Source organism: Microcoleus sp. BROC3, from assembly GCF_036702515.1.
Lineage (GTDB): Bacteria > Cyanobacteriota > Cyanobacteriia > Cyanobacteriales > Microcoleaceae > Microcoleus.
Map to the genome: position 1 here is coordinate 53,970 of NZ_JAUBTQ010000013.1, position 26,879 is coordinate 80,848.

The 26,879-nt window shown below is 46.5% G+C and carries 20 protein-coding genes and 1 other RNA gene; 17 read left to right on the top strand and 4 right to left on the bottom strand.

The window, feature by feature from the left end:
- The first annotated feature begins 287 nt into the window (after positions 1-287).
- Positions 288-1,655 carry a serine/threonine-protein kinase gene (locus QUB30_RS10805; RefSeq protein WP_333333008.1) on the top strand — a complete coding sequence of 456 codons (1,368 nt, stop codon included), beginning with the start codon at positions 288-290 and terminating at the stop codon, positions 1,653-1,655.
- Positions 1,656-1,789: 134 nt separating this feature from the next.
- Positions 1,790-2,146: a dihydroneopterin aldolase gene (gene folB, locus QUB30_RS10810; protein WP_333333010.1), complete on the top strand. Its 357-nt coding sequence runs from the start codon at positions 1,790-1,792 to the stop codon at positions 2,144-2,146.
- Positions 2,147-2,244: 98 nt separating this feature from the next.
- On the opposite strand, the gene QUB30_RS10815 is transcribed toward folB, so the two are convergent.
- Positions 2,245-2,577, bottom strand: coding sequence for a DUF565 domain-containing protein (locus QUB30_RS10815; RefSeq protein ID WP_333333012.1), 333 nt, complete (start codon positions 2,575-2,577; stop codon positions 2,245-2,247).
- A gap of 356 nt (positions 2,578-2,933) precedes the next feature.
- On the opposite strand from QUB30_RS10815, the gene QUB30_RS10820 reads away from it, so the two are divergent.
- The 12 genes from QUB30_RS10820 to QUB30_RS10875 all read left to right on the top strand — a co-directional run bounded on the left by QUB30_RS10820 (position 2,934) and on the right by QUB30_RS10875 (position 16,938).
- On the top strand, positions 2,934-3,512 hold the full coding sequence (locus QUB30_RS10820; protein WP_333333015.1) for a hypothetical protein: 579 nt from the start codon (positions 2,934-2,936) through the stop codon (positions 3,510-3,512).
- 274 nt (positions 3,513-3,786) lie between these two features.
- Positions 3,787-5,814, top strand: a complete 2,028-nt coding sequence (locus tag QUB30_RS10825; RefSeq protein ID WP_333333124.1) for a glycosyltransferase family 39 protein — start codon at positions 3,787-3,789, stop codon at positions 5,812-5,814.
- A 42-nt stretch (positions 5,815-5,856) separates the two neighbouring features.
- The gene (locus QUB30_RS10830; protein ID WP_333333017.1) at positions 5,857-6,384 is read left to right on the top strand and encodes a GNAT family N-acetyltransferase; all 528 of its coding nucleotides are present in this window, start codon (positions 5,857-5,859) and stop codon (positions 6,382-6,384) included.
- A 137-nt stretch (positions 6,385-6,521) separates the two neighbouring features.
- A complete protein-coding gene (locus tag QUB30_RS10835; RefSeq protein ID WP_333333019.1) occupies positions 6,522-6,764 on the top strand; it encodes a hypothetical protein in 243 nt (80 codons plus the stop codon).
- Positions 6,765-7,087: 323 nt separating this feature from the next.
- Positions 7,088-9,634: a DEAD/DEAH box helicase family protein gene (locus tag QUB30_RS10840; protein WP_333333021.1), complete on the top strand. Its 2,547-nt coding sequence runs from the start codon at positions 7,088-7,090 to the stop codon at positions 9,632-9,634.
- A 148-nt stretch (positions 9,635-9,782) separates the two neighbouring features.
- Positions 9,783-11,561 carry a serine/threonine-protein kinase gene (locus tag QUB30_RS10845; RefSeq protein ID WP_333333023.1) on the top strand — a complete coding sequence of 593 codons (1,779 nt, stop codon included), beginning with the start codon at positions 9,783-9,785 and terminating at the stop codon, positions 11,559-11,561.
- Positions 11,562-11,784: 223 nt separating this feature from the next.
- Positions 11,785-12,175: a transfer-messenger RNA gene (gene ssrA, locus QUB30_RS10850) on the top strand.
- Positions 12,176-12,678: 503 nt separating this feature from the next.
- On the top strand, positions 12,679-13,797 hold the full coding sequence (nuoH, locus tag QUB30_RS10855) for an NADH-quinone oxidoreductase subunit NuoH (protein ID WP_333333025.1): 1,119 nt from the start codon (positions 12,679-12,681) through the stop codon (positions 13,795-13,797).
- Between the two features lie 103 nt (positions 13,798-13,900).
- Positions 13,901-14,476, top strand: a complete 576-nt coding sequence (gene ndhI / locus QUB30_RS10860) for an NAD(P)H-quinone oxidoreductase subunit I (RefSeq protein ID WP_333042046.1) — start codon at positions 13,901-13,903, stop codon at positions 14,474-14,476.
- A 116-nt stretch (positions 14,477-14,592) separates the two neighbouring features.
- Complete coding sequence (locus QUB30_RS10865) at positions 14,593-15,216, top strand: NADH-quinone oxidoreductase subunit J (RefSeq protein ID WP_333333027.1); 624 nt, start codon at positions 14,593-14,595, stop codon at positions 15,214-15,216.
- 123 nt (positions 15,217-15,339) lie between these two features.
- Complete coding sequence (gene nuoK / locus QUB30_RS10870; RefSeq protein ID WP_333333126.1) at positions 15,340-15,645, top strand: NADH-quinone oxidoreductase subunit NuoK; 306 nt, start codon at positions 15,340-15,342, stop codon at positions 15,643-15,645.
- Between the two features lie 129 nt (positions 15,646-15,774).
- On the top strand, positions 15,775-16,938 hold the full coding sequence (locus QUB30_RS10875) for a glycerate kinase (RefSeq protein WP_333333128.1): 1,164 nt from the start codon (positions 15,775-15,777) through the stop codon (positions 16,936-16,938).
- A gap of 207 nt (positions 16,939-17,145) precedes the next feature.
- Here QUB30_RS10875 and QUB30_RS10880 read toward each other — a convergent pair whose 3' ends face one another.
- Positions 17,146-17,511 carry a hypothetical protein gene (locus QUB30_RS10880; protein WP_333333029.1) on the bottom strand — a complete coding sequence of 122 codons (366 nt, stop codon included), beginning with the start codon at positions 17,509-17,511 and terminating at the stop codon, positions 17,146-17,148.
- A 327-nt stretch (positions 17,512-17,838) separates the two neighbouring features.
- On the opposite strand from QUB30_RS10880, the gene QUB30_RS10885 reads away from it, so the two are divergent.
- Entirely contained in the window at positions 17,839-18,366 is a 528-nt protein-coding gene (locus QUB30_RS10885) for an orange carotenoid protein N-terminal domain-containing protein (protein ID WP_333333031.1), read from the top strand.
- A gap of 442 nt (positions 18,367-18,808) precedes the next feature.
- Here the strand turns inward: QUB30_RS10885 and QUB30_RS10890 are convergent, their stop codons facing one another.
- On the bottom strand, positions 18,809-20,677 hold the full coding sequence (locus QUB30_RS10890; protein WP_333333033.1) for an ATP-binding protein: 1,869 nt from the start codon (positions 20,675-20,677) through the stop codon (positions 18,809-18,811).
- Positions 20,678-21,075: 398 nt separating this feature from the next.
- Between QUB30_RS10890 and QUB30_RS10895 the strand changes: the two genes are divergently transcribed.
- Together QUB30_RS10895 and QUB30_RS10900 are read left to right on the top strand one after the other, a co-directional pair.
- Positions 21,076-21,795, top strand: coding sequence for a response regulator transcription factor (locus QUB30_RS10895; protein ID WP_333333035.1), 720 nt, complete (start codon positions 21,076-21,078; stop codon positions 21,793-21,795).
- A gap of 485 nt (positions 21,796-22,280) precedes the next feature.
- The gene (locus tag QUB30_RS10900) at positions 22,281-23,933 is read left to right on the top strand and encodes an alpha-amylase family glycosyl hydrolase (RefSeq protein ID WP_333333037.1); all 1,653 of its coding nucleotides are present in this window, start codon (positions 22,281-22,283) and stop codon (positions 23,931-23,933) included.
- Positions 23,934-24,120: 187 nt separating this feature from the next.
- Here QUB30_RS10900 and QUB30_RS10905 read toward each other — a convergent pair whose 3' ends face one another.
- Positions 24,121-26,772, bottom strand: a complete 2,652-nt coding sequence (locus QUB30_RS10905) for an EAL domain-containing protein (protein ID WP_333333039.1) — start codon at positions 26,770-26,772, stop codon at positions 24,121-24,123.
- Positions 26,773-26,879 lie beyond the last annotated feature (107 nt).

The following is a 26,879-nucleotide window of genomic DNA, read 5'->3' on the forward strand; positions in this document are numbered from 1 at the left end:
GCTGTTAGAAGCTTTCAAAGAGCATAAGTTAGCAGAAAAAGTAGGTGAATAAGTGCGATCGCAGTAGGGATGATTTTAAGAGTGCGCTGTTATATTATTGTTTGTTTCCGACATAGATGGCTGGTAAAACCCACCCAATAGCCTGTAGATACTGCATCTTAAGCAAAGTGTCCCTTCTCCTTCATCCATCCCAAAAAAAGCGATCGCCCTGACATTCAAACAAACTTAGCTACAATAAGCTATACTGTGCTCGGCGACTCCCCAACTCGAACAATTTGCCGTGGTTTATGTCTAACTCTTCCCTCCTCGCCCCCGGTTCGACTCTCGAAAAACGCTACCGCATTCTCCGCGAATTAGGTCGCGGTGGCTTCGGGCGCACTTACCTCGCCGAAGACATCAACCGCTACAACGAATCTTGCGTACTCAAAGAGTTTTCTCCGGTAGTTCACAGCCCGAAAGCTGCCGAATTGTTCGATCGCGAAGCGAGTATGCTTTACCACCTCCAACACCCGCAAATCCCCAGGTTTCGAGAACTCCTGCGAACGGATTTGGGCGGGAATCCATCTTTATTTTTAGTGCAAGATTATATCAAGGGTCAAACCTACGAAGAAATATTGATATCGCGCCAGCAGCAAGGTAAAAATTTTACCGAAGCCGAAGTTACTCAACTGCTATTTCAGCTTTTACCAGTTTTAGAATACATCCACTCAAAAAATTTAATTCACCGCGATATTTCCCCGGATAATATTATTCAGCATGATGCTGACAAACTACCATTTTTAATTGATTTCGGTTCAGTCAAGCAAATCGCAGCCAATGCCGTACTTCAGTTTAACGGACAATCGGATACGGCGATCGGCAAACAGGGTTATTCGCCGGCCGAACAAATACGACTGGGGAAAGTTTCTGCTGCTAGCGATTTGTACGCTTTAGCCGTCACGGCTTTGGTACTGCTAAGCGGCAAAAAGCCTCAAAAATTGTACGATATCAATAATAAAACTTGGGATTGGCGATCGCACGTCAGTGTCAGCTCAAATCTCGGCACAGTGTTGGATAAGATGTTAGCTGAACAACCGGGCGATCGCTACCAATCTGCAAAAGAAGTCCGCGAAGCACTCAAAGATCCCAAACTATCTCAAATTGGCAGTATAATTTCCCAAATGGTGACAATGAACTTTGTCGGCCGCCCCTTCAAACACAGCACTCAAACTGCTACTAATAACAATATGCCTGTGGGGCAGAACCCTCAAATTGTTAACAGCAACACTAGCAAAATTAAGCTAATTCCTTGGAAAACCCTCGGGACTTTAAGTGTGGTTTTATTGCCGGGAATTCTAGCTTTTAGTGCAGTCAAATCTGGTTTTACTCTCCCAAAGTTACCTGAACTGCCAAAAATTCCCGAACTTCCGCATTTTCCAGATAAGTCTTTAGATGCAGAAATAGCTAGGCAAGAGAACATTGGCAAGCGTCGCAAAAATCTTAATATCGAGCCGGAGATTTTTTATAATAAAGTAGATGAATTATTTTACAACAAATATCCAGAATTACAAGGTCGTACATTGACAGACAAGCCCGAAGATGCAGAAATTAGAAAGAAATGGTATCAAGTTGCTGAGAATTTTTTGGACAAGTTGGAGAAGGGAGGGCAGTTTTGAAATTTAAGATAGAATAAGAGTGATTGAACCGCGAATGGCGCAGAGGGCGCAGAGTAAAGAGAGAAAAGAGAATTATAATTTGATCTGGTTCAATGTAAATTGGTATATGCAATGCAGTTTTAGTTTATTTCAAAATGGATTCAATTCAACTTACAGGAATTCGCTGCTACGGCTACACTGGGTATCTGCCAGAGGAGCAGGTCTTGGGGCAGTGGTTTGAAGTGGATGTCACTCTCTGGTTAGATTTATCCCCAGCAGGAAAAAGCGATGATATCGAACATACCCTTGATTACCGAAGTGCAATTACTCTGGTTCAACAGCTAGTCAAAAACTCGAAGTTTGTATTAATCGAACGGCTAGCAGATGCGATCGCCCAAGCACTTTTACAACTGCCTTTAGTCGAAAAAGTCAAGATACAGCTCTCAAAACCGGCCGCTCCCATCCCTGACTTCGGCGGCAGAATTACTCTAGAAATTACCCGAAGTAATTAGTCTATATTCTTAGCGTGGGGAGGGCGGGTTTGGGTAATCGTAAACTTGCTTGATTGCATAGATCCTCACTCCACCCGCCCCTATAGATTCAAAATTTTTTAAGAGCCCAGTTTGAAAGCTTCCACAAATAAATTGTAAGTCAGGCCAATTTTCAGAGAATTGAGCACCTCCACCCACAAATAACCGGCTGCAGGCCTCTTGCCGCCGTAAACCAGTCGGTTCGTCAACTCCGTCAACAACACCAACAGCCCGGCCGCGACAATATCCCAATCAGCGGATTGTCCGGCAATCGTCGAAATAGCTGTTCCCAAAAAAGTGCCCGACAGCAGGCTAATTACCAGGATCGAAATCCGTCGCCAAGGATTGCTCAGCCAGCGTCCGAATTGCTCACCCAGAACATCAATCAATCTGTTAATTCGGGTATTCTGCATAGAAGTTATACCATTTTAGATTTTAGATTTTAGAATTGGGAATGACTGATGACGATCGGGGTTTGGAGCACGGGCCTACAGTTGCATCTTTTTTTAAACTGGTATTAAAAGTTATACTGATGAGTCAAAAAATGCTGCTTCAGACAAACTCCAAATCTTGGCCGGGGTTAGTACGCCACCATCTAAAATCTAAAATTTAACATCTAAGATGGTATTGAGCGATCGCCGAGTTATTGTCCTGAACAGTCAGGTAATTAAGTGTAGCTGTATCTTGTGGCACCGCAGCCCCGGGTTCTACATTAAGGATAGTTATGACTAATTGCGGGTGTGCAGTCTATCCTTTAAGCATAAAATTTATGAAGCTTAAAATTTACCAGATCGTAATTGGAGTGACGATCGTCCTAATTACAGGAATGTTTATAGGACGTTTTGAAATCACTATCTCCAACGGTTCAAATCGGTCGAGCGATTGGCCCTCACAAGCCACCGCACTCCCCCCCACACCCCCCGTTTCCCCAGTCGCCACAGCTTCTGCAGGCACCACCAGCGAACCCAAACCCGACTCAATAGCAACCCCCCCAGAGTCAGAGGAGGAATTGCTTTCCTCAATCCCTGTAAATGCTAAAGCCTCCGGTAGTCTGCGCGTCAGCAACCGCAGCGAACACCCAGTGCGAGTGGCCCTGCTGTCGAAACGGCAAGCCGAGAAATCCTACAGAAAACCCGCGCACTGGGATTTTGCGCCCGGGGAAGGTGGCGACAAGGGACTGATGCTATCGCTGCCGGACGGCAAGTTACAAGTCCAAAAGGGAGACATTTTGGTTGTTTTTGCTCAGGATGGTTCTCGCCGCTATTGGGGACCTTACGTCGCCGGGGAGACAGCCTCGCCCGCTTGGAACAGCACAGCCAGAGAATGGCAATTAATTTTGCAGCCTTGAACCCTTAGCAGCAGGTGCGGAGATTTTGGTCGAGAAAGCCGGTCGATCCGGTCTTGTTGAGAATGGTGCCGCTATGTGGGAGGTTAAACTCACATAGCGGCATCATTATAAATAACAGGCTTTTGGGCCTGTTTCACAAAGAGTGAATTTTCTTGTGGGGTGGGCAGGAGAGCCCGCCCATGAAAGCCTTGTTGAGAATGGTGCAACATCTCAGTTGAAGCGGATTCGATCGAATTGGGAGTTTCGAGAATGCGAATCTTTCGGTAGACTCTCTATGCGAGCTAAAATTTTAAATCTAAAATCGCAGGAAGTTTGGGTGAAGGAAGTTATTAAAAATTTGTCAGAGTTTAGGAATCGCCCGTTAGCGTTAGCGCAGCGATCCGAAGGAAAGCCCGCCCCTACGGGGGCTACGCCAACGAAGAGGATCGCACCAAAGCTGCTGTCGCTGTTGTGGCTGTGCGCGATCGCCTCGGTGGCTTTTTTGTGGAATCTCGGCAACATCGGTTTAGTTGACGAAACCGAACCGCTGTTTGCCGAAGCCGCCCGTCAAATGACGGTGACAGGGGATTTCATCACTCCTTATTTCAACGGTGAAACCAGGTTTGACAAGCCGCCGTTGATTTACTGGCTGATGGCGGTGGCTTACCGCACTCTGGGCGTTAACGAATGGGCCGTGCGTCTTCCTTCGGCTTTGTGCGCGATCGGTCTGACTTGCCTCGGATTTTATACCCTCTCGAAATCGAAGGAAGAAGGAAGTTCGGCAACGGATTCTGTAACGGATGTAACGGATGTCAGGAAGCACGAAGAAGTTCGATGGAAGCCGGAAGAAGAAACAGAGAATAACAACTCAAAACTCAAAACTCGCCGTCTTCCGCTCTTTTTTTCTGCTCCTTGGATTGGTGCTGCCCTAATAGCTTTAAATCCCCAAACTATTGCCTGGGGACGGACTGGCGTTTCCGATATGCTATTAGTCGGTTGTATGTGTTCGGCACTCCTCGCATTTTTTCTCGGTTACACTCTAGAAGAACAGAGAGACAAAACAGAAATTTCTACGGTTTCCGCTTCCCGATTTCCCAATAAGTGGTATCTGACTTTTTACGTACTAATTGCCCTAGCGATTCTGGCTAAGGGGCCTGTGGGAATTGTCGTGCCAGCGCTGATTGTTGGCAGCTTCGGGCTTTATTTGGGAAATTTTCGGCAACTTTGGCGCGAAATGCGTCCGGTGTCTGGAATCTTAATTATTCTGGCGATCGCCCTGCCGTGGTACATTTTGGTTATTTTAGCCAACGGTCAAACTTATATTGACAGTTTTTTCGGCTATCACAATTACCAGCGTTTTACTGGAGTAGTCAACAAGCACTCTGCCCCTTGGTATTTTTACTTTTTTGTAGTGCTAGTTGGTTTTGCACCTTGGTCGATTTATTTGCCCGTGGCGATCGCCCGCACCCGTTTTTGGCAGCGGAGTTACTGGCGCCGTCAACCGCGATCGGCTCAGTTGAGTTTATTTGCCCTATTTTGGTTCGGCTGCATCTTTGGCTTTTTCACGATCGCCGTGACTAAATTGCCGAGTTATGTATTGCCTTTAATCCCCGCCGCTGCGATTTTGGTAACACTGCTGTGGAGCGATATTATTGCAGGTAACGAACCAGAAAACAGGCGGATAAATTTAGAAAAAAAACCGATTTTTTTACCGCGAGGACTGTTAGTTACATACATTTTCAATGTCATATTTTTATTAATTGTAGCCGGAGCAACTTTCTACTGCTACAACTGGCTCGGAGATGACCCGGCAATGCCCAATTTTCCCCAAGCAATTCAGCAGTCGGGATTGCTGATTGTCGGCGGTACGATTTGGATAATTACAGCGGTGGCGATCGCGCTTTTACTCTGGAAGCGGCAACAGCGCTGGATTTTGGTTGCTAACCTGATCGGGTTAGTAGCATTTATCATCTTTGGTCTTACTCCCGCCTACAAAGTGGTCGATATCAACCGCCAGTTACCTCTGAGACAGTTAGCCCAGGTTGCGGTTCAACAAAAACTGCCGGGGGAAGAGTTTATTATGGTTGGTTTCTGGAAACCAAGTCTGGTTTTTTATACCCAAGAGCCGGTGACTTACTACCGAGCTGTCCAAAAGGCGATCGACTACATTAAGCAATCTAAAAACGCAACTTCTCCCTCTATTTTGCTGCTGGGATATCCAGAGAAATTTGTGCAATTAGGATTGCAGCCCAATCAATATCAATTGTTGGAAAGTCGAGGCGCTTACCAACTCGCAAGGGTTCCGAGACAAGCGTTTCGATAGTGCCTATACTGTGAGATCATACTTGTTAAAGAAGGTAGAAAAATGATTACAACTAAGAATCTTCAACTACTTGCCGTCGAAAGGATTCACATAGAAGCTTTCTTACGAAGTAAAAGCGAGCTTGCAGCAACTTTAAAGGTCATAGTGCCTAATAGCTGGCCTCTTTTCCCGGAAGCATTTTCCCTCCCTGCTGACGAAGCTTGCGAATCCAATCCGCCTCCAACTGACTGGCACAGCTACTTCTTTATTCATCCAAAAAATCAAGTGCTTGTCGGCAATGGAGGTTTCACAGGCTCACCTGATGAGTCGGGGACTATAGAGATAGGTTATGAAATTGCTTCCGAATATTGGAATCGTGGATTTGCAACAGAGGTGGCACAGGGAATGATCGATTATGCTTTCGCTCACGAGGAGGTGAAAGCAGTCATCGCTCACACTTTAGCTGAAAAAAATGCCTCGAATAGCGTGTTGCAAAAAGTGGGAATGAAGTTCATTGCAGAGGTGGACGATCCTGAAGAAGGCAAGATATGGCGATGGCAAATAAGCAGGGATGAATATCATCCGACTTGAACTGTAACGCCCTTTCGCTGTTTAAGCCACTGGTTTTGGCGGTAATTTGAAGGTTCTCGGTTGGAGCATTAAATCTGCCAGATTGAATAAAAGCTATAATCTACTCACTACCTAAAACCCGAAGCTCGGAGCCTACAATGGTTTCAATTCTCAACAAACCCTCCTCGTTAATCCATGAGATTTGCATTGAAAAACTCGATGGGTGGAAGTTGTTCAAATTTAGTGAATCGCTCCAACAGCGCATGGAAAATTTGTTAGAGAAGAAGAAGGCAGACCAACTAATGGCAGAAGAGGTAGCGGAACTCGACGCCATTGGGGAACTAGATCGTATCTTTACCCACATCAATGCAATGATGGTGGCTCAAGATGTCGATCGGTGATCCGACGAGACAGGCGGTTCGAGAAAGAGCGAGGTATTGCTGCGCCAATTGATACTCTGATCAGGTATGATGTTGGAGTTGCGGTACGATTTACTCGACTTAGAAACATAACTTTGGCGATCGGGCGGTATGATATTTCAATGGGAATGTTAGATCGCAGTTGCACTCAAATTAATACTTGTATGGCTCAGGTTGTCTGTGGGGCAGTAGTCTGAGAATTTTTTGTAAGTGTTCAGTGAATGTTCAATTTTAGGCTGCAACATCCAAAGTGCTGCGGTATCCTTGGTGGAAGCTCTCACGACAATAAAATCAGGACTTCAGGTATGGATTTCTCTCAACTTAAACGACCAGCACGTAAGACTAAACCGTTAGATCCGATAGCTATTTTCGAGCGAAGACCCAGCTTACCCAATACTCCAAACGATCTTTGGAGGGGACAAACTGAGGCATTGAATGAATGGCACAAAAATCGTAGAAAATCTGACGTATTCATTGCTCTGAACACGGGTGCAGGAAAAACCCTGGTTGGTCTGTTGATTGCTCAAAGTTTAGTGAATGAGGGTATCGAAAACGTTACGTATGTTTGCGGAACCAAAGATCTTGTGCTTCAAACTCAGCGAGAAGCTACCAAACTTGGTATAGAATGTACCTTGCGGACTGGTGGTGACTTCAGCAACTCGCTCTTTGAGACAGGAAAGGCATTTTGCATTACGACTTATACCAGCTTCTTCAATGGGTTAAGCGTTTTACAGCGAAAGCACTTCCCAGGAGCGGTAATTTTTGATGATGCTCATGTCGCCGAGCGAATGATCCGTGAAGCATTCACCTTAAAAATTGCAGCACCAGGTCAAGCAGAGTTACTCAAAGATATCAAATCTCTTTTTGAGCCACATTTCAAGGAATATGGCAAACTTCCTTCCTTGGAAAGTGCTATAGACAGTCCTTTTGAATCCCCGATCATGGCGAGTCCAAATGCTGTCAAGGAGAAAGCTGAGCGACTCTACAGCTTATTAGTTGATTCTGGTATTAACAATGACACTAATCTCAAGTATTCATTCAATCACCTTAAAGAAAATCTAGGACATTGTGCTGTTGTCTTTGGCTATGGAGCAGTAGAAATTGCACCTCCATTCTTGCCTCTCTTCAGCCTGCCAGTTTTTCTACGAGACGTTAGAAGAATATATCTCTCTGCAAGCCTAAACTATAAATCTGATATTGCCAGAGCTTTTGGACGAATTCCAGACCTTTCTATTGAGCCTAAAAATGACGCGGGTAATGGAGAGCGCCTAATCTTATTTTCATCGGAAATCCATCAAAAAAAGATTGATTATAGGTTTGTAAAACCTCTATCAGAGAAGCATAAGGTTCTGATTGCTGTTCCATCGTATCGCCAAGCTGAAGCATGGAATAAAGTAGGGATTCCACCTTGTTCAGATGATTTTAGTGAAAAGCTTCAGGATTTCCGCGAAGCCTCATCTGGGACTTTTATTTTAGTTTCGAGAGTAGATGGGATTGATCTTCCACATGATACCTGCCGTGTCATGATTTTGGATGAGTTACCGACAGGTGCATCCATTTTGGAAAAATTCCAATGGGATACTCTTGATATGAAAAATTTCCGTGCTACCAAGGTTAGCAACCAAATCATTCAACTGTTTGGACGTATTAATCGGGGACGCAATGACTATGGAGCCTTTATTATTAATGGTAGCAGTCTTACTAACTGGCTGAAGAATGATCGCAAACTTGCCTTATTACCAGAACTGTTGATAAAACAGGTTCTACTAGGACTATACCTTCACGAACAACAGAAGTTATCAGACGCATCTCAACTCGTTGACGTGATTGATTCGGTCTTAAGCCGGAATCAATCTTGGATTGATTTTTATGGTGAGATCATTAACGAGATGGCTTTAGACGATGAAGCATTTGAACGAACCCAACACATCGAAGAACGGATGACCCAAGCTGCTCTAGCCGAAGTGCGATTTATCAGCGCCCTTTGGGAGCGAGATTATGCTAAGGCTCGTCAGCAGCTTGAAGCAGTAATTCAAGAAACTGCACGAGCAGATGAAAAGCTTTCCGGATGGCACAATCTTTGGCTGGGGATGTGTCTAGAATACGAAAAGGATTACGAAGCTGCTCAGGAAGAGTATTTCCGCGCTTATCAACGACTTTCAAAGAAGGTCATTGTGCCCAAGACTATCAACGGGGACTCTCATGATGCGGCGGCCATATTACCAGCACTAACAGATTTTGAACGGCAAATTTCTCTAATTGCCGAACGTAAATCACCAGAAGGCTATCAAAAAACCTTGAAAGGTTTTCGTACTTCTATGGCAGCACTTGATGACCCAAACGCCTCCAGCACGCAACAAGAAGAAGCTGTCCGTGCTTTGGGCGAATATTTAGGTTACGCTTCAACTCGCCCGGACAATGATGATGGAACTGGACCTGATGTGTTTTGGGTCGATGACAATGCCCAAAAATGCCTCGCGTTTGAACTCAAGACGGGTAAGAAAGTAGAGCCGATTTATTACAAAAAAGATGTTGAGCAAGGACATGACCATTTAGAGTGGATTCGGCAAAACTGTTCAAATTGTTTATGTTTGGGCTTGGTTTACGTTGGGTCACACGGGAAACGAGATAGAGCAGCTAATCCATCCTCAGAAATGTACTTGTGCGATATATCCATTCTGGCTGCTATCAGGAATCAGTTAATTTCAGGCATCGCAGATTTACGAGAAATCCCACCAAATCAACGGAGAGGCAAGGTGACAGAGTTTTGTTCGGGGTGGCAGTGGAAACTTGAAGGCATTGCGTCAAAAGTCAAGGTATATTCTATGCAGAATCTTGAGGTATCAAGTTGATTATCTCGTCTAGCGTCATGCAGCCCAACAACCCCGTTGGAGCGATCTGTCCAATTGCACTACAACAGTATCATGCCTTGCTAATTGTTTACGCCCACTAGACGTGCCATAATCAGCCATATTATCTGGTACGCGATCGCCTGAACCTATGGATGCGCTAATCGGCAAAACTTTACAGGGTGGAAAGTACACCCTCGAACAAGAATTGGGAAGAGGCGGCTTTGGAATAACCTTCAGGGCAAATCACCGCTATTTAGGACAGCCTGTAGTTATAAAAACCCTCAACGAATCTCTGCGGCAGCAACCCAATTTTGCTGAGTTCGATCGCAAGTTTCAAGACGAAGCGAGGCGGTTGGCTTCCTGCGTTCATCCGAATATTGTCCGCGTCAGCGATTTCTTTGTGGAAGACGGACAGCCTTACATGGTGATGGACTACATAGCCGGTCAGAATTTGGGCGATGTAGTCGGTTCAAATAATCCGCTGCCAGAAAATCTTGCAATTCTCTACATCACTCAAATTGGCTCTGCTTTAAAAGTTGTTCATCAAAAGGGTTTGCTGCACCGAGATGTCAAGCCGCAAAACATTCTTTTGCGCCAAGGTACTCAGGAAGTCGTGCTGATCGATTTTGGCATTGCCCGCGAGTTTACTCCCGGTGCAACCCAAAGTCACACTAATATGGTGTCCGACGGCTACGCGCCGCCAGAACAGTATTTTGCCCAAGGAAAATATACGCCCGCCACAGATGTTTACGGTATGGCGGCGACGCTTTATACTCTGCTGACAGCACAGGTGCCGGTGGCTGCAATTTTACGCACCAGCCAACCGATGCCATCACCCCGCGACTTGCGGCCTGAGCTAAGTGCGGCTGTCAGCTCTGCGGTGATGCGGGGGATGACGGTTGAAGCTCAAAATCGCCCTGCTACCGTCGATGAGTGGCTGTCGCTGCTGCACGGGCAGCCTCCTGGTGCAGCGTCGCCGAGCACCGGGCCGACGGTGGCGGTGATTCCGGGACACGGGCCTCAGTCGCCTGCGGGTTCCAGAACAGCGCCTGCTGTGGTGTCTTCTGGGGGAGGCAACCGCAAGGTTTGGTGGATTTTGGGGTTCGTGGCGATCGCACTTATTGTTGCAGGTTTGGTCGGTATTGCTAGGGTTTTCCTCAACCGGCCGTCTTCGGAACCCGCACCGGTGGCCCAGGACGATCGCACTTCGGCCCCTGCAGATCCACACGCGCGCTCAAGCCCCACACCAATTCCCGCGCCGACACCAACGCCAGCGCCGATTCCCAGAGAAACTCCGCCACCTGCTGCTGAAACTCCGCCGCCCGATGCTGAAACTCCAGCGCCGGCTGCTGAAACTCCAGCGCCGGCTGCTGAAACACCAACACCCGCCCCAGCGCCAACACCAGCGCCTTCTCCCGAGGCTGTCGAACCTACACCAACGGAAAAACTTGTTGACAAAGAGTTGCTGCCAGATCGATCGCCCGCACCCAGCGAACAACCGGGAACCAGTTATCAGAAGACTCCCACAATCCCTGGGTATGCGGTTGGTACGGCGGAAAGTCAGATTTTATCGGAATTGGGAGAACCCACTGACTCTCAAGCTCGGGGCTATTGGCCGAATACTCGCACCGCACTTTACGAAATATTGCCAAATCGGATTACTCTCGGCTACATTTACGATCGCGATTCGGGCGAGCTAGTACAAACAGAGGGTTCTTTTGCCCAGTCGGTGGACGATTTGGTAGTGCGAACCGCCTTAAACGGGATGGTGGGCGGTGCCAGCCGGGAGATTTTGCAAGGCTTGGGCGACGTGCAGCAGCGCCGGAGTAATCGGTTTACGTTTAGGAAGGGTTCGCTTGAAGGGACGATCGAACGCAACGAGCGCGATCGGATTTACATCGGCGTCTGGGACGACAACTTGCATTAAACTTGGCAGCGCTGACATCCTGCACCCTTGTCAATAAACCTGGGCAGGATCTTCGGCCCACCCCACAGGAAAACTCAACTCTTGTGGAACAGGCATCTTGCCTGTTCAAGAAAATGGTGCAAGATGTAAATATTCCCCACTCAGCTTTGTGCCAAAATCCAAAATCTAAGATCCCTTGACTTGACGCCACACGAAATATTGTCTATCATAAAAGAACACACGAGGGGCTGTAATGGTTTCGACAGGGTGGCGAAAGCTGCTCCGTGATGCAGGTCGAGAGGGAGTCTACTCTCGTTAATATCGGCTCAAAAAAAATAGTAAATGCGAACAACATCGTTCCTTTCGCTCGCAAAGCCGTAGCTGTAGCCTAAAAACTTCTTGAGCTTGGTTTAGAGTGTATGCCACCTAACTCCGTTAACGGTAGCATAACAACCCCCAACGGATGCCCTAGCTAAACGTTTCTAGTCGGCTAGCTAGGAAAGCAATCACTAGAAAATCCCCCCATTTGGGATAAAGATGGTTCCCGCCCTGAGGATTAGAAGGGATAAACCTGTGAACGATCGGAAGGTAAATACCCGCTTTGGACGGCAGTTCGATTCTGCCCAGTTCCATAAAAAAAGTAGCGTAAAATCAATGGTTTAAACCATTTGAAAGTTACTTTAAAGCATTAAAAGGGCTCAGAGTTAAATCTGAGCCCTTTTGTTTGGGCTATATCTCGCTTATAGCTGAGTCTAGATCCCCCTAAATCCCCATTAATAAGAGGGACTTTGAGTTCTCTTGTCCGCCCCTCTTATTAATGGGGCTAGGGGAGATCGATGTTTGAGACAGGAGAGTGCGTAAGTCCAGATTGATTGCTGACTCAAAATCGATCGACCAATCAACAGTCAACCGTCAACCGTCAACCGTCAACCGTCAACGATAATTTACGAACCCATTAGCTACGCTGCAGGCTCATATAATTAGAACTTCACCCTGTCTGTGCGTTCTTGGAGCCTGTCGGGCGATATACTATTAGGCGGTAAAGCATTAAAAATCTTTACAAAGACCCCGATTTCTAAGCCTACTCCTACAAAGGACGGGTGAAAAATTATATGCTGAGCGCTCAAAAGCTGGACAAATGAACCCAGGAATTGACTTACAAGGAAGTTTCGTAGAAGCCCTCATGAATTTGGGCTTACCGGCGGACATCGCCCAAGTGCTTTGGCTACCGCTGCCAATGTTGCTGATGATTGTCGCTGCCGTCTTCGGGGTACTCACTAGCGTCTGGCTGGAACGGAAAATTTCCGCCGCCGCTCAACAGCGGGTAGGCCCGGAATTCATCGGCCCTCTGGGAGTTTTAGCACCCGTTGCTGACGGTCTGAAGTTGGTATTCAAAGAAGACATTGTACCGGCAAAAGCTGACGCGCTGCTATTTACCCTAGGCCCGGTAATTGTGGTGATTCCAGTTTTTCTCTCCTACTTAATCGTGCCCTTCGGAGAGCATATGCTGATCGCCGATATGGGGACAGCGATATTTCTGTGGATTGCCCTGTCTAGCATTCAGCCGATCGGCTTGCTGATGTCCGGCTATGCTTCAAACAACAAATACGCCCTCCTCGGCGGACTCAGAGCCGCGGCTCAATCCCTCAGCTATGAAATTCCCCTAGCTTTGGCAGTATTGGCAGTCGTGATGATGTCTAATAGCCTCAGTACGATCGACATCGTACACCAGCAAGCCGGCTACGGCATTCTCGGCTGGAATATCTGGCGGCAACCAGCAGGTTTCCTGATTTTCTGGATCGCAGCACTAGCAGAATGCGAACGGTTGCCCTTTGACCTCCCGGAAGCAGAAGAAGAATTGGTAGCAGGATATCAGACTGAGTACACAGGCATGAAATTTGCTTTGTACTATATCGCTTCCTACGTTAACCTCGTCCTTTCTTGCCTGCTAGTAGCAGTTTTGTACCTCGGCGGCTGGGAATGCCCGATTCCTGTCGAAGTGCTGACAAATGCCCTGGGATTGAGCGAGACAACTCCTTGGTTGCAGGTAATTACCGGCTTGCTGGGCATTACGATGACCATGTTGAAAGCCTACTTTTTCCTGTTTCTGGCAGTTCTGCTCCGCTGGACTCTGCCGCGAGTTCGGATCGACCAATTGCTAGATTTGGGATGGAAGTTTTTACTTCCTGTTTCTCTAGTTAATTTGCTATTGACCGCAGCTTTGAAACTTGCCTTTCCCTTTGCTTTTGGCGGTTAATTAATAATAGGTAAAGGGCAACAGCTCAACCAAAATAGCTGTTAACCAATTACCTATTATTAATTATCAATTACCAAAAACTCAAGTACAGAGAGAGAACACCATGCTAAAATTCCTCAATCAAGTAGGCGAATACGCCAAAGAGACTCTTCAAGCTGCTAAGTATATCGGTCAAGGGCTATCTGTTACTTTTGACCACATGAGACGCCGGCCGATTACGGTGCAGTATCCTTACGAAAAATTAATTCCTTCGGAACGTTTCCGGGGTCGGATTCACTTTGAATTTGACAAGTGCATCTCCTGCGAAGTCTGTGTTCGGGTATGTCCGATCAATTTGCCTGTGGTGGATTGGGAATTTAACAAAGAAACTAAGAAGAAACAACTCAAGCACTACAGTATCGATTTCGGAGTGTGTATCTTCTGCGGCAACTGCGTAGAATATTGTCCGACTAATTGTTTGTCGATGACAGAAGAATACGAGTTAGCCACCTACGAACGTCACGAACTGAATTTTGACAACGTAGCCCTCGGACGTTTACCTTACAAGGTTACAGACGATCCGATGGTGACACCGATGCGGGAATTCGCTTATTTGCCGAAAGGTGCGATCGACCCCCATGAAGTTTCCTACACCGATCGCCGCGCCGGTCTCCGTCCAGAGGAAATTATCGAAAAGTAGGTAATTAGTCATTAGTCAGCAGTCATCAGTCATTAGTGAAATAACTAATTATTAATGACTGCTAATTAATGAATAAAAACGAACGATCGAAAACTAATGATTGAGGATTAAAAATTGTGAATCTAGCTGAAGGGGTTCAAATTGTTTCATTTGGCATACTGTCCGTAATGATGATTGGAGGAGCATTAGGAGTAGTGCTGTTATCCAATATCGTTTACTCAGCATTTTTGCTGTGCGGCGTATTTACCAGCATTGCGGGTATGTACTTGTTGCTGAATGCTGATTTTGTCGCAGCAGCGCAGGTGTTGATTTATGTTGGTGCTGTTAACGTCTTGATTTTGTTTGCCATCATGCTAGTAAACAAACGAGAAGACTTCCGCACAATTCCCAACGCTTGGGTGCGTCAAGTAGCAACTGCACTGGTTTGTGCTGGTTTATTTGGGCTTTTGGGTACAATGGTGGTGTCTACTCCTTGGGCTATTGTCGCGACCACGGGAGCACCTGCAGAAAGTTCGATCGTGACGATCGCCAAACATTTCTTTACCGACTTTTTGTTGCCTTTCGAGTTAGCATCAGTGTTTTTGTTGATGGCAATGGTAGGGGCAATTGTCTTGGCACGCCGCGATTTCTTCCCTGATGAACTTTCAAAGAAGCTATCAGAAACACCCGCTTTGAGTTTGCCAGAACGGCCGCGGGAATTGGTTTCTGCGGGTGATGTTTCTTCACCCGACACCAAGTAACAGCAGTAACCGTAGGGTGCGCAGTGCGCACCTCAGGCGAAAAACCTGGTTTCTGTTGGCAATTCCTCTATCTGCCTGTTTTGTAGTAATTTTGACTGAGAGAAACTCAAAAAATTTATGCAACTGCAACTCCAGTATTTCCTGTTATTAGCTGCTGCACTGTTCTGTATTGGCATTTACGGTTTAATTACCAGCCGAAATGCAGTGCGGGTGTTGATGTCGATCGAGTTGATGCTGAATGCAGTCAATCTCAACCTGATGGGTTTTTCTAACTATCTTGACCCCGTACAGATTAAAGGTCAAGTATTTACGGTGTTTGTAGTTACGGTAGCGGCTGCTGAAGCAGCGGTGGGTTTGGCGATTGTTTTGACGATTTACCGCAACCGCAATACCGTAGACATGGAAGAATTTAATTTGCTGAAGTGGTAATTAGTCCTTAGTTATTAGTCGCTTGTAGGGGATTGTAGGGGCTTGTAGCGGCGGGTTTAGGGTCAAATATGTGTCGGTTGCAGATAGTATTTGGACAAAACCCGCCCCCGCATAGAGAGTTTTGAGAATATGGATCGATCGACTGTAACCCCTGTTGAAATTTTACACCGGTGGCAAGCGGGCGATCGCCCGATCGCTCCCGACTTCGATCTACTGACTGTTTGGGAACTTGCCGATGATGTGCGATCCTCTTCGAGGGCAACGCTTACGCGCGCTTTTGGCATTACTCCTGAGACTGTAGCCGATGTTGTCCGCTGCAAAACCGATTTATTCTTTTCTATTGTTGGCGAACTGCATACTTTCCCTCTAAAGTCAACTGTTTTTCTCGAAACTTTGTGGAATCTTTGGCTGCCGCTGGCAATGCAATTATCGACTGCAAAACAAAGTTTAAACCGTCCTCTAATTCAAGGAATTTTAGGAGGGCAAGGAACGGGAAAAACTACTTTATGCCAAATTTTGAGGCTGATTCTGGGAAAATTGGGATATTCTACTGTCAGCCTTTCTTTAGACGATATTTATAAGACTTATGCCGATCGCCAACAACTCCAAAAAGCAGACCCGCGTTTAATTTGGCGCGGCCCCCCCGGCACTCACGATATTGACTTGGGAATCGCAGTTTTAGACAAGTTGCGCGGTTCTCTAACTCACAATTTAGCAGCAGTTGACAATCCCAAATCTGATGCCATCAAACCGGATTTAATTAATAAAAATATAGAAATTCCCAGGTTTGACAAATCAGCCTGGGGAGGTGCAGGAGATAGAAGTCAACCCGAAATTATTTCCGGTGCGGATATTGTACTTTTTGAAGGTTGGTTTGTCGGTGTGAATCCGGTAGTTGATGCCAAATTAAACGAGTTTTTGGCAGGTGCACCGTTTCCGATTTCCACAGAGGGCGACTGTCAGTTTGCGCGCGATATGAATGCGAAGCTGCACGACTATCTGCCGCTGTGGAACCGATTAGATCGGTTGATGGTTTTGTATCCCCAAGATTATCGCCTTTCTCAAGTCTGGCGCAATCAGGCGGAACGGGAAATGATGGCGGCGGGGAAGTCGGGAATGTCAGAAGCCGAAATTAATCGGTTTGTCGAATATTTCTGGAAAGCGCTGCATCCCGAGTTATTTATTAAGTCGATGGTGGAGGGGGGCGACCGCGTGGATTTAGTAATTGAAATTTTGGGCGATCGCACTGTAGGCAAAATTTGTCGGGCGATCGACTTAAAATTAAGCAATTAGCGAGACTTTAAATTAACCCTTTAAGTATTGCAGCCTTTAAGGACACAACATTGTTGTGTCCCTACGCTATTGCAGCTTATCGTGCAATCAATTGAGAATTCAGGGATCGTGCCAAAAAGTGGTTTTACGCGCGAATTATAGGAATAAGGCGCGCCATCAGCACCCTACAATATAGAGGTTGTGCATCGAGGATGGAGAATTGCTAAATTAACTGCCGGGAGTACCAAGATCGATCGCTTTCTGGATCAAATCGTCGGTAACATCGCCCGGTGTACCTGCGGGCTTAATTTCCTCAGCAATCGAACGAAAATCAGTGGGATTGCCACTTGAATCACCGGGTTTTGCGATCTCTTTAGGACTGGGAATAGCAAATTTAGGTGCAGTTGCAGCGGCGGCAGCTTGAGCGCCGGCACCCGTGCGATCGATTTCACTAACACTAAATTCTTTGGAAGCTTCGTAGTCTGCTGATACATCAACCGTCGGCAACTTCTGTTCTCCAGCTTCCACGTTTTCATTTATCTGCTGAGCGTCAAAGCTTTCAGTGTTATTTGATTCTGTATTTATTTCAGACATCGCCGACTCCTTTCTAGTTTTATTTAACAATTCACTGTATTTATTCTTATTCAATTCCGTTGCTTTTTCATCTACCCGTAGATGTATCGCGGGCTTCTATCTCAAGGCTGATTTATTCTAATGTGGCTGGTCAAGATTACGCGACTTTCCGAAACTAACGCAACTGTATGCAAGCTCCAAACCCATACATCATCTGTCATTTCCAATTCTTTAATCTAAAATCTAAAATTTAAAATCTAAAATCGTATTACCTCTCGGGGAGGGTGACTTGTACTTACAAATCTTGATATTTATATATTCTGGAAGCATTTTTAAGGAACTTTATTTATGAACTCACCCGCCGCGACCAATCCCCACTCTCTCTCCAACGACACTCAAAACATGGTTCAGACAATCAACGGGTTGGGTACAGATGAAAAACTGGCGCTGCTCTACTTTGTTTATGAAAAAATGGGAGAGTCAATTACACCGGCCGCTCCCGCCGCCGCCGAACCACAATTAGCTCCCGTGCTGCTAGATGATTTTTACAACCTTTCCCACGACGAACAACTGAATATAATGCGAGGTATTGTCAACCGCGACGACACCCCCTATTCTCACGCTTACGGAGCTTTAACTGCCAACAATCAGTTGTTGGTTTGGTATGCTTGGGCTGTTGGTATGGGAGAAAAAATTGTCGATATCCCCGAAGGATATGAGGCAACTGAGGCTGTTAATGGCGTGTTAGGTCAAATTGAAGGTCTTGATTTTGAACAGCAAATTTCGGTGCTGCGCGACGTAGCTAATAATATGGGCTACACCGATGTTAAACCAATTGCTACTCAAGCTCAAGTAGGGAAAACTTCTAGTCTTTAGATAAAACTCGGCGGTTCAAACCGCTGCATAGAGTTAAACAAAGTCCGCCTCTGCGGACTAAATTGTGTAGCTTATCGCTATTATTCGCACCTCAAACCCTTTTTTGATTGACTCGTGTATGTGTAGGGTGCTCTTCGGCGCACCTTACCGCTATAATTCGGGAGTCAAACAATTTTTTTGCCTGATTATCCTTGAATCTGCCACCAAAGATCAGCACAATTTTCAGTTTTCAGGCTCACAGTCAACAGTCAACAATCATTCGGGTGCAACCGGCATCGATCTCAGTCCTGTTGATTATTTAGTCTCCGATCGTCGAGGCCCAAAAACCGGGTTTTTTACCGAATCTGCGGTCGAGAACGAGTCTTTTCGTAAAAAAACCCGGTTTCTAAAAAATCCTGCGTAATTCCTAATATCTAAAAATAGATATAAAAAATGTTTGCCATCAGGAAGTAAGTTTTTTCTGGTAAATTTTTCTCGGAAATTCCATCCGAAATGTCGAACCTTTTTTTAGTTTACTTTCGGCAATAATTGTGCCTTGGAGTATCTTGACTAAAGAGCCACAAATAGCTAGTCCTAAACCGGTGCCTGGATAGTGACGGGTTGTGGTTTGGTCGGCTTGGCGGAACTTGTCAAAAATGTGGGGAATATCGGTTTCACAGATGCCGATTCCTGTATCCTGAACGCTGATAATTAGCCGATCGCAATTTAACTCCCGCGCCTCAATGCAAATGCTGCCCCGATGGGTGAATTTAACCGCATTGGAAACGAGATTGACCAACACTTGCCGCAGGCGCAACTTGTCATTAACTATAAACTGATTCTGCAAGCACACGCTGACGGACATTGCTACATTCTTTTCGGTGGCTTGATTTCCGAATTGCAGGGCCACATCCATTACTAAATGCGCTAAATCAAATTCTTCAGTTTCTAGTTCTGTGCGGCCACTCTCGATTTTGGAGAGGTCGAGGATATCGTTAATCAGCCCTAGCAGGTTTTTGCCGTTATGTAAAATGCGCCCCACCATCTCTGTTTGCTGCGCGCTCAGCAGTTGTTTGTGCTGGCGCAGCAGCACTTGGGAAAAGCCAATAATCGCATTCATGGGAGTTCGCAATTCGTGGGAGATGGTGCCCAAAAATTGCGATTTTAACTTGGCTGCTTCTAGCAGTTGCAATTTTTGCTGTTGAATGCGCCGGCCCTGATTTTCCAGTTCTTCCTGCTGGCGAATTAGCAGCTCGTTTTGCAAGTCTAAAAGCTGTTCCTGCTTTTTTAATATTTCGATCGCCCGCGCGCTGTTAATCGCCATCGCAGCTTGTTTCCCCATAACCGCCAGCAGTTGCTGAGTTTCCCCGTCAATCGCCGTGCTGTCTTTCCCGTTGCCGATCGCCAACACGCCCAAACGCCCGCTTTCCCCAGACTCGATCGCCGCTGCACAGGCCGCCGCCGGCAGCCAGCCGTCGCACTCCGAGCGCCACAGTACAGGCTCTCCCGTCGCAAATGCTTTCCACAGCAGCTTGTTTTGCACGTGCGGGGTTTTGCCGGCACGTGCAAAGTTTTCCGCGCCCCCGACAGCACTGAGTTTGAGGCCCCGGCAATCGCATTCCCGGAGAGCAACCAGGCAAAATTCCGCTCCGGCGATCGCCTCTACAGTCGCGTCCGCGATGGCTTGCAACAACTGGCACAAGTTACCCGCGCGCTGGCTCAACAGATTTGTAAATCGCTCGATCGCGTGCAAATCTCGCTCCTGGTTCCTTACCGTCCCGGCTTCGCACAAATTTTCTGCTCTGAAGTTGGCTTCCGAGCGCGCTTGAGGCGGCAGAAATTCTAGTTCTGCTTGGGGATCGGCTTGAGTTTTTTCGATCGCGTCCATATCTGTGTAGGTTCCCACCCACTCCAAAACTTCCTGATTGTCTGGATTGGCGGGCGTTCCTGTGGCCAGATTCCACCGATAAGTGCCCTCCCGCGTCCGCAGACGAAATTTTATTTCGTAACTTGGCGGCGGGAACTCACAACTGCGCGAACTCGCCAAAAGACGAGGGCGGTCTTCTGGGTGGATCTGCGCCAGATAGCCAAAACCCAAAGCTGCTGCTACTGGTACCCCCGTATATTCCTCCCAGCGCTGACCTAAATAAGTCACCCAGCCGTCGGGATAGGCTTTCCAAATTATGTGAGGAGTTGGCGACCACAGGCGATTGTCCTGAGTTTCGCGCTCGCAAACTTGCTGTTGGGGGGATGTTATTTCAGATACTTTGTGTAGTATTTCCGCGTCGGAAAACTCCGAGGGAAAAGACTTATTGCTGTGATAGGGAGTCATAACTGGTTTTATAAATAAGCAGTGAACTTGAGCCCTAACACCGGCTCTCGACTCGTGCTGCTAGCTTTATTGATTTTGACGGCCTAAGTGCCTCAAAATTTTTTATACTTTAAACTTATCGGGGTAGTGGTATCTTTACCTCTATCAAGGGGCGGACAATGAGATAATTCAGTTAAAATGTTGAAACATTGAGAGCTTACCTGTCCCGATGAAGGCTCGTGCAGACATCGCCGCAAAATAACTTAAAAATTAACTTGCTTTCTTGGCGGCTGCATGAGTATGCTTAAAAATGATGTGCGGCCTGTCAAACCATAAATCAGGACACATTCTCACATTTACTCAGTTTGGCTGAGTGAGTTGACGATATTTTAAAAGTTTAGCGGACTATTGGAAGAAAGATGAGTAAAATTCGCGTTGCTTTGATAGAAGACCACGACCTGACAAGAGTCGGCATCCGCACAGCTTTACAACAGCGTGACACGATAGAAGTTGTCGGCGATGCAGCTAACGCTACAGACGGATTGAAACTGCTTCAGTCTTCAAAACCAGACGTGGCAATTGTAGACATTGGCTTGCCGGATTTTGATGGCATTGAACTTACACAAAAATTCAAAAAATCGGTAGCGGAGTCCGATCCAGATACAAAAATTTTGATCCTGACTTTTCAGGACAATGAAGAAGAAGTTCTGGCAGCTTTTGCCGCCGGAGCTGACTCTTACTGCATGAAAGATATTAGCTTCGATCAGTTATTAGATGTAGTAAAAGTAACTCACGAAGGTAACTCTTGGATCGATCCGGCGATCGCCCGCATCGTCCTGAAACAAGCTCGCACTAAAGAACCTGTACCGGAAGAACCGAAGGCTGAGGGCAAAAGAGTCACAATTAAGGCTGCCGAACCCGAGTTCAGTCACATCATTGAGACTTACCCTTTAACCGAACGGGAATTAGAGGTTTTGGAACTGATCGTCCAGGGTTACAGCAATGCTGCAATAGCCGAAAAGCTTTACATTACTGTCGGTACAGTCAAGACTCACGTCCGCAATATTTTGAACAAGCTGTGCGCTGATGACCGGACTCAGGCAGCCGTTCTCGCCCTGCGTTCTGGCTTGGTTGGATGAAGCGTTATCATCAGGCAAAATCAAGTTAAAAGTAGGGTGCGCAATGCGCACCTTACAGCCGAAAAAGTAGGGTGCGTACTGCCACGGGCTGACTAATTTTTGCCAAAAATGTAGGGTGCGCACTGCGCACCAGTTGGCGAAGTGTTTTCGGTTTAAAAAAGCTATAGTTTAAATCCGCATCTATCCCAGTGCAGATATTTTAAATAAGATTTTTATAAATAAATTAACCTTAAGATAGATGCTAAAAAAAATCTCATGCTACTAATACTTAGGGTTGAGCATCGCAAGTTAGATAAATTTCGCTCGCACTGCCGATATTGCGCGATGTCTATTCATAAAATGCGCTGACCGTGACAAGATTACCATACTTTTAGGAATAGTTAAGCGTTAAAAAAATTATATCTGCGGAGTGATGCCTGAGTTCGCTTAAATTTGGGAGATTATAAAGTATCAACTGCTACTGAAATATTTTAGAAAGAGGTATTATGACCGCTCCAATTGAATTCAAGTTATTTGCTCCTTACAACAAAGGAGCTGTCTTGATTGGCTCTTTTTCTAATTGGGAAGAGATCCCGATGGAAAAGGACGAAGAAGGTTATTTTCGCACGCGAGTTGAGTTGGAGGATGGCGTTTATCAATACAAATTTCGCGTTCAGTCGAAAAGCTGGTTTCTGGAAGCGGATCAGTGGGTAGATGTGGTCGATCCCTACGCGACTGACATCGACGATCCCACTCAAAACGGCCTGGTTCGGATCAAAGACGGCGCGCGCATTGTCGATACCTACGTCTGGAAACATGACGACAAACCGCTGCCGGCCGATCGGGAATTAGTGATTTACGAAATGCACGTTGCCGACTTTTCCGGCGGCGAAGCCGATCCCCTCGCCCGCGGCAAGTACAAGCACGTCGTCGAAAAACTCGATTACCTAGTCGAACTCGGCATCAACGCGATCGAACTCATGCCCCTCAAAGAATACCCGGGCGACTACAGTTGGGGCTACAACCCCCGCTACTTCTTCGCTGCCGAGTCCAGCTACGGAACCACAGAAGAACTCAAAAACCTGATAGACGAGTGTCACGGGCGCGGGATTCGCGTCATCATGGACGGGATTTACAACCACTCGGAAGCGTCGAGCCCCCTCACTCAAATCGATCACGATTATTGGTATCACCACGAACCCCGCGATCCAGACAACAATTGGGGCCCGGAATTTAACTACGAATTCTACGACGAAAATTTAGGAACTTTCCCGGCGCGCAGATTTGCTGGCGATACAGTCCGCTTCTGGATTCAAGAATATCATCTCGACGGCATTCGTTTCGACGCGGCGCGACAAATTGCTAACTACGATTTCATGCACTGGGTAGTTCAAGAAGCCAAAAATGCCGCCGGCCCCAAACCGTTTTATACCGTTGCCGAATACATTCCCGACGAGCCCAGCATCACGAATCTAGACGGGCCGATGGACGGCTGCTGGCACGACAGTTTCTATCACTCCATAATTCCACAACTCTGCGGCGACAATTTTGATTTAGAACGGCTCAAAGAGGTAATCGACTGCAAGCGGCAAGGTTACTTGGGTGCTACCAATGTAGTCAATTATCTGAGCAATCACGACCACGATCGCGTTTTTGCCGAATTGGGCGATCGCGGGATTTTGGATGAAGCAGCATTCAAGCGGGCGAAGTTGGGAACCGTGCTGTTAATGACAGCAGTTGGCGTGCCGCTGATTTGGATGGGCGAAGAATTTGGCGAATACAAAGCCAAAACAATCGAGCAATCTAAAATTGACTGGACGCTGCTAGGAAATGACCTGAATAAAGGTTTGTGGGAATACTACAAAGGCTTGATTCACCTGCGCAAAAATAACCAAGCACTTTACACAGAAAACATCGAGTTTTTCCACGAAGACCCCGACTCGAAAGTTTTTGCTTACACTCGCTGGAACGATGAAGGTTCGAGAGTTGTAGTAGTGGTGAATTGGTCGGAAAATTATCTAGCTGGTTACAGCGTTCCCCACTTCCCGGCAAACGGAACTTGGCACGAATGGACGGGCAATTATGATGTGGAATCGGGCGATGACAATATTATAATTGACTTGCCGGAATACGAAGCGAAAGTGTTTGTTTGGCAGTAAGATCGAATCAGGTCAATTACCTCTAATCAAGGTGTTTGTACTGAGGACTAAAGTCCTCCTATTTTGATGATGACTTTAGTCCTCAATCTTATACCAATGATTAAAAGCCAGCCGTAGGGACACAGCAATGCCGTGTCCTAGACCGATCGCCGGAAACGGCGAAAGCCTTTGTCCCTAAAGATATCGCTCAAAATAGAAGCTCTTTTTTGTTGCCCGTTCGATTTTCTAGGTACAATTGAGTTACGGCAGCCGCCGGTATTGGTTTGCTAAAGAAGTAACCCTGACCCATATCGCACTGAAGCGACTGCAAAAATGCCAACTGTTCTGCTGTTTCTACTCCCTCAGCAATCACCTGTAAATTCAGGCCCTGTCCCAAGGCGATCGCCACTTTGACAATCGTAGCACCGCTGCTGCCGTTCACCAAATCGGCCACAAAGGATTTGTCTATTTTTAAATTATTGAGCGGAAAGTTTTTCAGAGACCAAAGCGAAGAATAACCGGTGCCAAAATCGTCCAGAGAAATTTGAATTCCCAATTGCTGCAACTGCTGCAATACCGACACGGTAAAATTCACATCTGTCATGGCAATGCTCTCGGTAATTTCTATTTCTAAATACTCGGGATTTAATTCTGTTTCTGACAATATTGCAGCGATGGTTTTTACCGTGTTAGCTTGCAGAAACTGGCGGGCTGATAAATTCACAGCTATCCGCATTGGCGGCAATCCCAGTAACTGCCACGCTCGATTTTGCAAGCAAGCAGTGCGCATCACCCATCCGTCAATTTCGCAGATGAATCCTGTTTCCTCAGCTAAGGGAATAAAGCGATCGGGAGAAATCAAACCGCGCTCGGGATGCTGCCAGCGAATCAGAGCTTCCATGCCGACTATTTTGCCAGTCTTTAAGTTTATTTGCGGTTGATAGTGCAGCACAAACTCGGATTTTTTCAGAGCTTTGTAAAGATGATTTTCTAAGTTAAGATCCTCGGAGACTTTACTGCCGATCGCCCGCGTGTAAAACTGATAATTATTGCGACCTTTCTGTTTAGCTTTGTACATCGCAGCATCAGCATTTTTCAGTAAAGTTTCTGCATCTTCTCCGTCGTAAGGAGCCAAAGCAATTCCCAAGCTAGCTTTAGTATAAAGTTCCAGACCTTCAAAATCAAAAGGACTGCTTAAAGTCTGGATAATTAGCTGGCAAATCTTAGTTGCTTCATCACGACTGTTGATATTGTACAGCAGCACAGTAAATTCATCCCCGCCCCAACGGGCAATCGAATCCCCCACGCGCAAACAGCTAGTCAAACGCTGAGATACAGCTTGCAGCAACAAATCGCCCACGGGGTGACCGAGAGTATCATTAACATTTTTAAATCTATCCAAATCTAGAAAAATCACCGCCAGCATTTCTGCGTTTTGGTGAGCGGTAGCTAAAGCTAAAGACAGCCTTTCATTAAACAGCAATCTATTAGGTAAACCGGTTAATTGGTCGTGAGAAGCTTGATGTCTGATCATCGCCTCGACGCGCCTCTGCATAGCAGCCATGTACAGGTGAGTTCCTAAAGATTTTGCTAGCTTCTGTTCCTCGCTGCTCCAATTTAGAGCTTCGCCGGTTTTGATTTCTTTCCAAGCTGCAAAAGACTTTCGGGGACGATCGTTCCGGGCGTCGGAAGTGCAAGGGCCCGCCCACAAAATTTCGGTTTCTATCGGGCTGCGAAAAACGGTGAGACAGCCGATGCACTGTTGGCCGTATTGCAGCGGTACTGCTAAAAACGATCGAATGGAGGCTGCGAAAAAATTGGCAGATACAGATTTGAGTTGAGGTTCTTGAGAAATATCAGAAATCGCGTACAAGCGCGGTACTATTAAACTGGAAATAGTTGTGTCAAGTGAAGTGTAATGCTGGGAATATAGATTTTGAAAAATACCTAATTGGCTGGTACGATCTGCACTTTTTGCTCGATCGCCTTGGTTGGCAAAGCCCATGATTTGCTGCCAAAACGGGCTGAGTTCAAGGTCGATCTCCGGGGGCTGGTGGCCGCAGGTATAAAGTAAAGCGGGCCGATCGCCAAACTCGGCTGCAATGTACAGCCGCCCTCCCGAACCCTGCAAATGCTTGACTGTTTGTTCCAGAACTGCTTTGCGAATTTCGTTTAGTTCCAGAGGAGAATGCAGCAAACTGCTAATTTGGTTGATAACGGCTTCGTCGCGCGCTTGCTGTCTAGCTTGACTGAGTAGAAAAGATTGGGCGATCGCAATTGAAAGTTGATCCACAAGCAACTGCACCATTTTCAATTCTCGATCGCTAAACCGTTTCGGTTGGCTGTGGTGACACACCAACAGCCCCCAAAGCTGATTTTGATGCAAAATCGGCACCGTCAAAGAAGAACGCGCCCCCATAGCCTTCAGATATTCAGCGTGACAGGGGTCTACGGGACAATAGCGAATATCTTCAACTGCTAAAGCTTTGCCGGTTTCGGGACAATCTAACCGATTAATTGTTTGATGCTTTAATTCCACATCTACAATCACTCGCTGCCGCGCTTTGACAAACATTTCGCGAGCACTATTGGGAATGTCGCTTGCTGGAAAGCGCAAACCCAAAAGAGATGGCAAGTTGTCGCCGTTGATGGACTCAGCAATGACCTCACCGCTAGCGTCGGCTTCAAAGCGATAAACTTTTACCCGATCGCTAGCTAAAAAACTGCGGATTTCTCTGGTAGTTGTCGTCAAAATCTCTTGCAGTTCTAGAGAGTTGCGAATGCGATTGGTAATTCGATTGAGTAAAATCTCTTGTTCTAGAGTCGATCGTGACATTTGTCTAACTTTGGTGCGGGCCATCCCTTTTGATCTCCAGGGCTGTTAACAGCATTTTTGCGAGCCACGGTGTTAACTCGCCATGTATTATAGATTACAACACTTTTGTGGCATCTATGGGCTTGACCCAA

What these genes read in the sequence shown, in the direction of transcription:
- nuoH (WP_333333025.1), top strand. Translation starts at nt 12,679, where the DNA reads ATGAACCCAGGAATTGACTTACAAGGAAGTTTCGTAGAAGCCCTCATG.
- QUB30_RS10840 (WP_333333021.1), top strand. Translation starts at nt 7,088, where the DNA reads ATGGATTTCTCTCAACTTAAACGACCAGCACGTAAGACTAAACCGTTA.
- folB (WP_333333010.1), top strand. Translation starts at nt 1,790, where the DNA reads ATGGATTCAATTCAACTTACAGGAATTCGCTGCTACGGCTACACTGGG.
- QUB30_RS10890 (WP_333333033.1), bottom strand. Translation starts at nt 20,677, where the DNA reads ATGACTCCCTATCACAGCAATAAGTCTTTTCCCTCGGAGTTTTCCGAC.
- QUB30_RS10825 (WP_333333124.1), top strand. Translation starts at nt 3,787, where the DNA reads ATGCGAGCTAAAATTTTAAATCTAAAATCGCAGGAAGTTTGGGTGAAG.
- QUB30_RS10875 (WP_333333128.1), top strand. Translation starts at nt 15,775, where the DNA reads ATGGATCGATCGACTGTAACCCCTGTTGAAATTTTACACCGGTGGCAA.
- QUB30_RS10835 (WP_333333019.1), top strand. Translation starts at nt 6,522, where the DNA reads ATGGTTTCAATTCTCAACAAACCCTCCTCGTTAATCCATGAGATTTGC.
- QUB30_RS10805 (WP_333333008.1), top strand. Translation starts at nt 288, where the DNA reads ATGTCTAACTCTTCCCTCCTCGCCCCCGGTTCGACTCTCGAAAAACGC.
- QUB30_RS10815 (WP_333333012.1), bottom strand. Translation starts at nt 2,577, where the DNA reads ATGCAGAATACCCGAATTAACAGATTGATTGATGTTCTGGGTGAGCAA.
- QUB30_RS10905 (WP_333333039.1), bottom strand. Translation starts at nt 26,772, where the DNA reads ATGGCCCGCACCAAAGTTAGACAAATGTCACGATCGACTCTAGAACAA.
- QUB30_RS10820 (WP_333333015.1), top strand. Translation starts at nt 2,934, where the DNA reads ATGAAGCTTAAAATTTACCAGATCGTAATTGGAGTGACGATCGTCCTA.
- QUB30_RS10895 (WP_333333035.1), top strand. Translation starts at nt 21,076, where the DNA reads ATGAGTAAAATTCGCGTTGCTTTGATAGAAGACCACGACCTGACAAGA.
- QUB30_RS10900 (WP_333333037.1), top strand. Translation starts at nt 22,281, where the DNA reads ATGACCGCTCCAATTGAATTCAAGTTATTTGCTCCTTACAACAAAGGA.
- QUB30_RS10880 (WP_333333029.1), bottom strand. Translation starts at nt 17,511, where the DNA reads ATGTCTGAAATAAATACAGAATCAAATAACACTGAAAGCTTTGACGCT.
- QUB30_RS10830 (WP_333333017.1), top strand. Translation starts at nt 5,857, where the DNA reads ATGATTACAACTAAGAATCTTCAACTACTTGCCGTCGAAAGGATTCAC.
- QUB30_RS10885 (WP_333333031.1), top strand. Translation starts at nt 17,839, where the DNA reads ATGAACTCACCCGCCGCGACCAATCCCCACTCTCTCTCCAACGACACT.
- ndhI (WP_333042046.1), top strand. Translation starts at nt 13,901, where the DNA reads ATGCTAAAATTCCTCAATCAAGTAGGCGAATACGCCAAAGAGACTCTT.
- QUB30_RS10845 (WP_333333023.1), top strand. Translation starts at nt 9,783, where the DNA reads ATGGATGCGCTAATCGGCAAAACTTTACAGGGTGGAAAGTACACCCTC.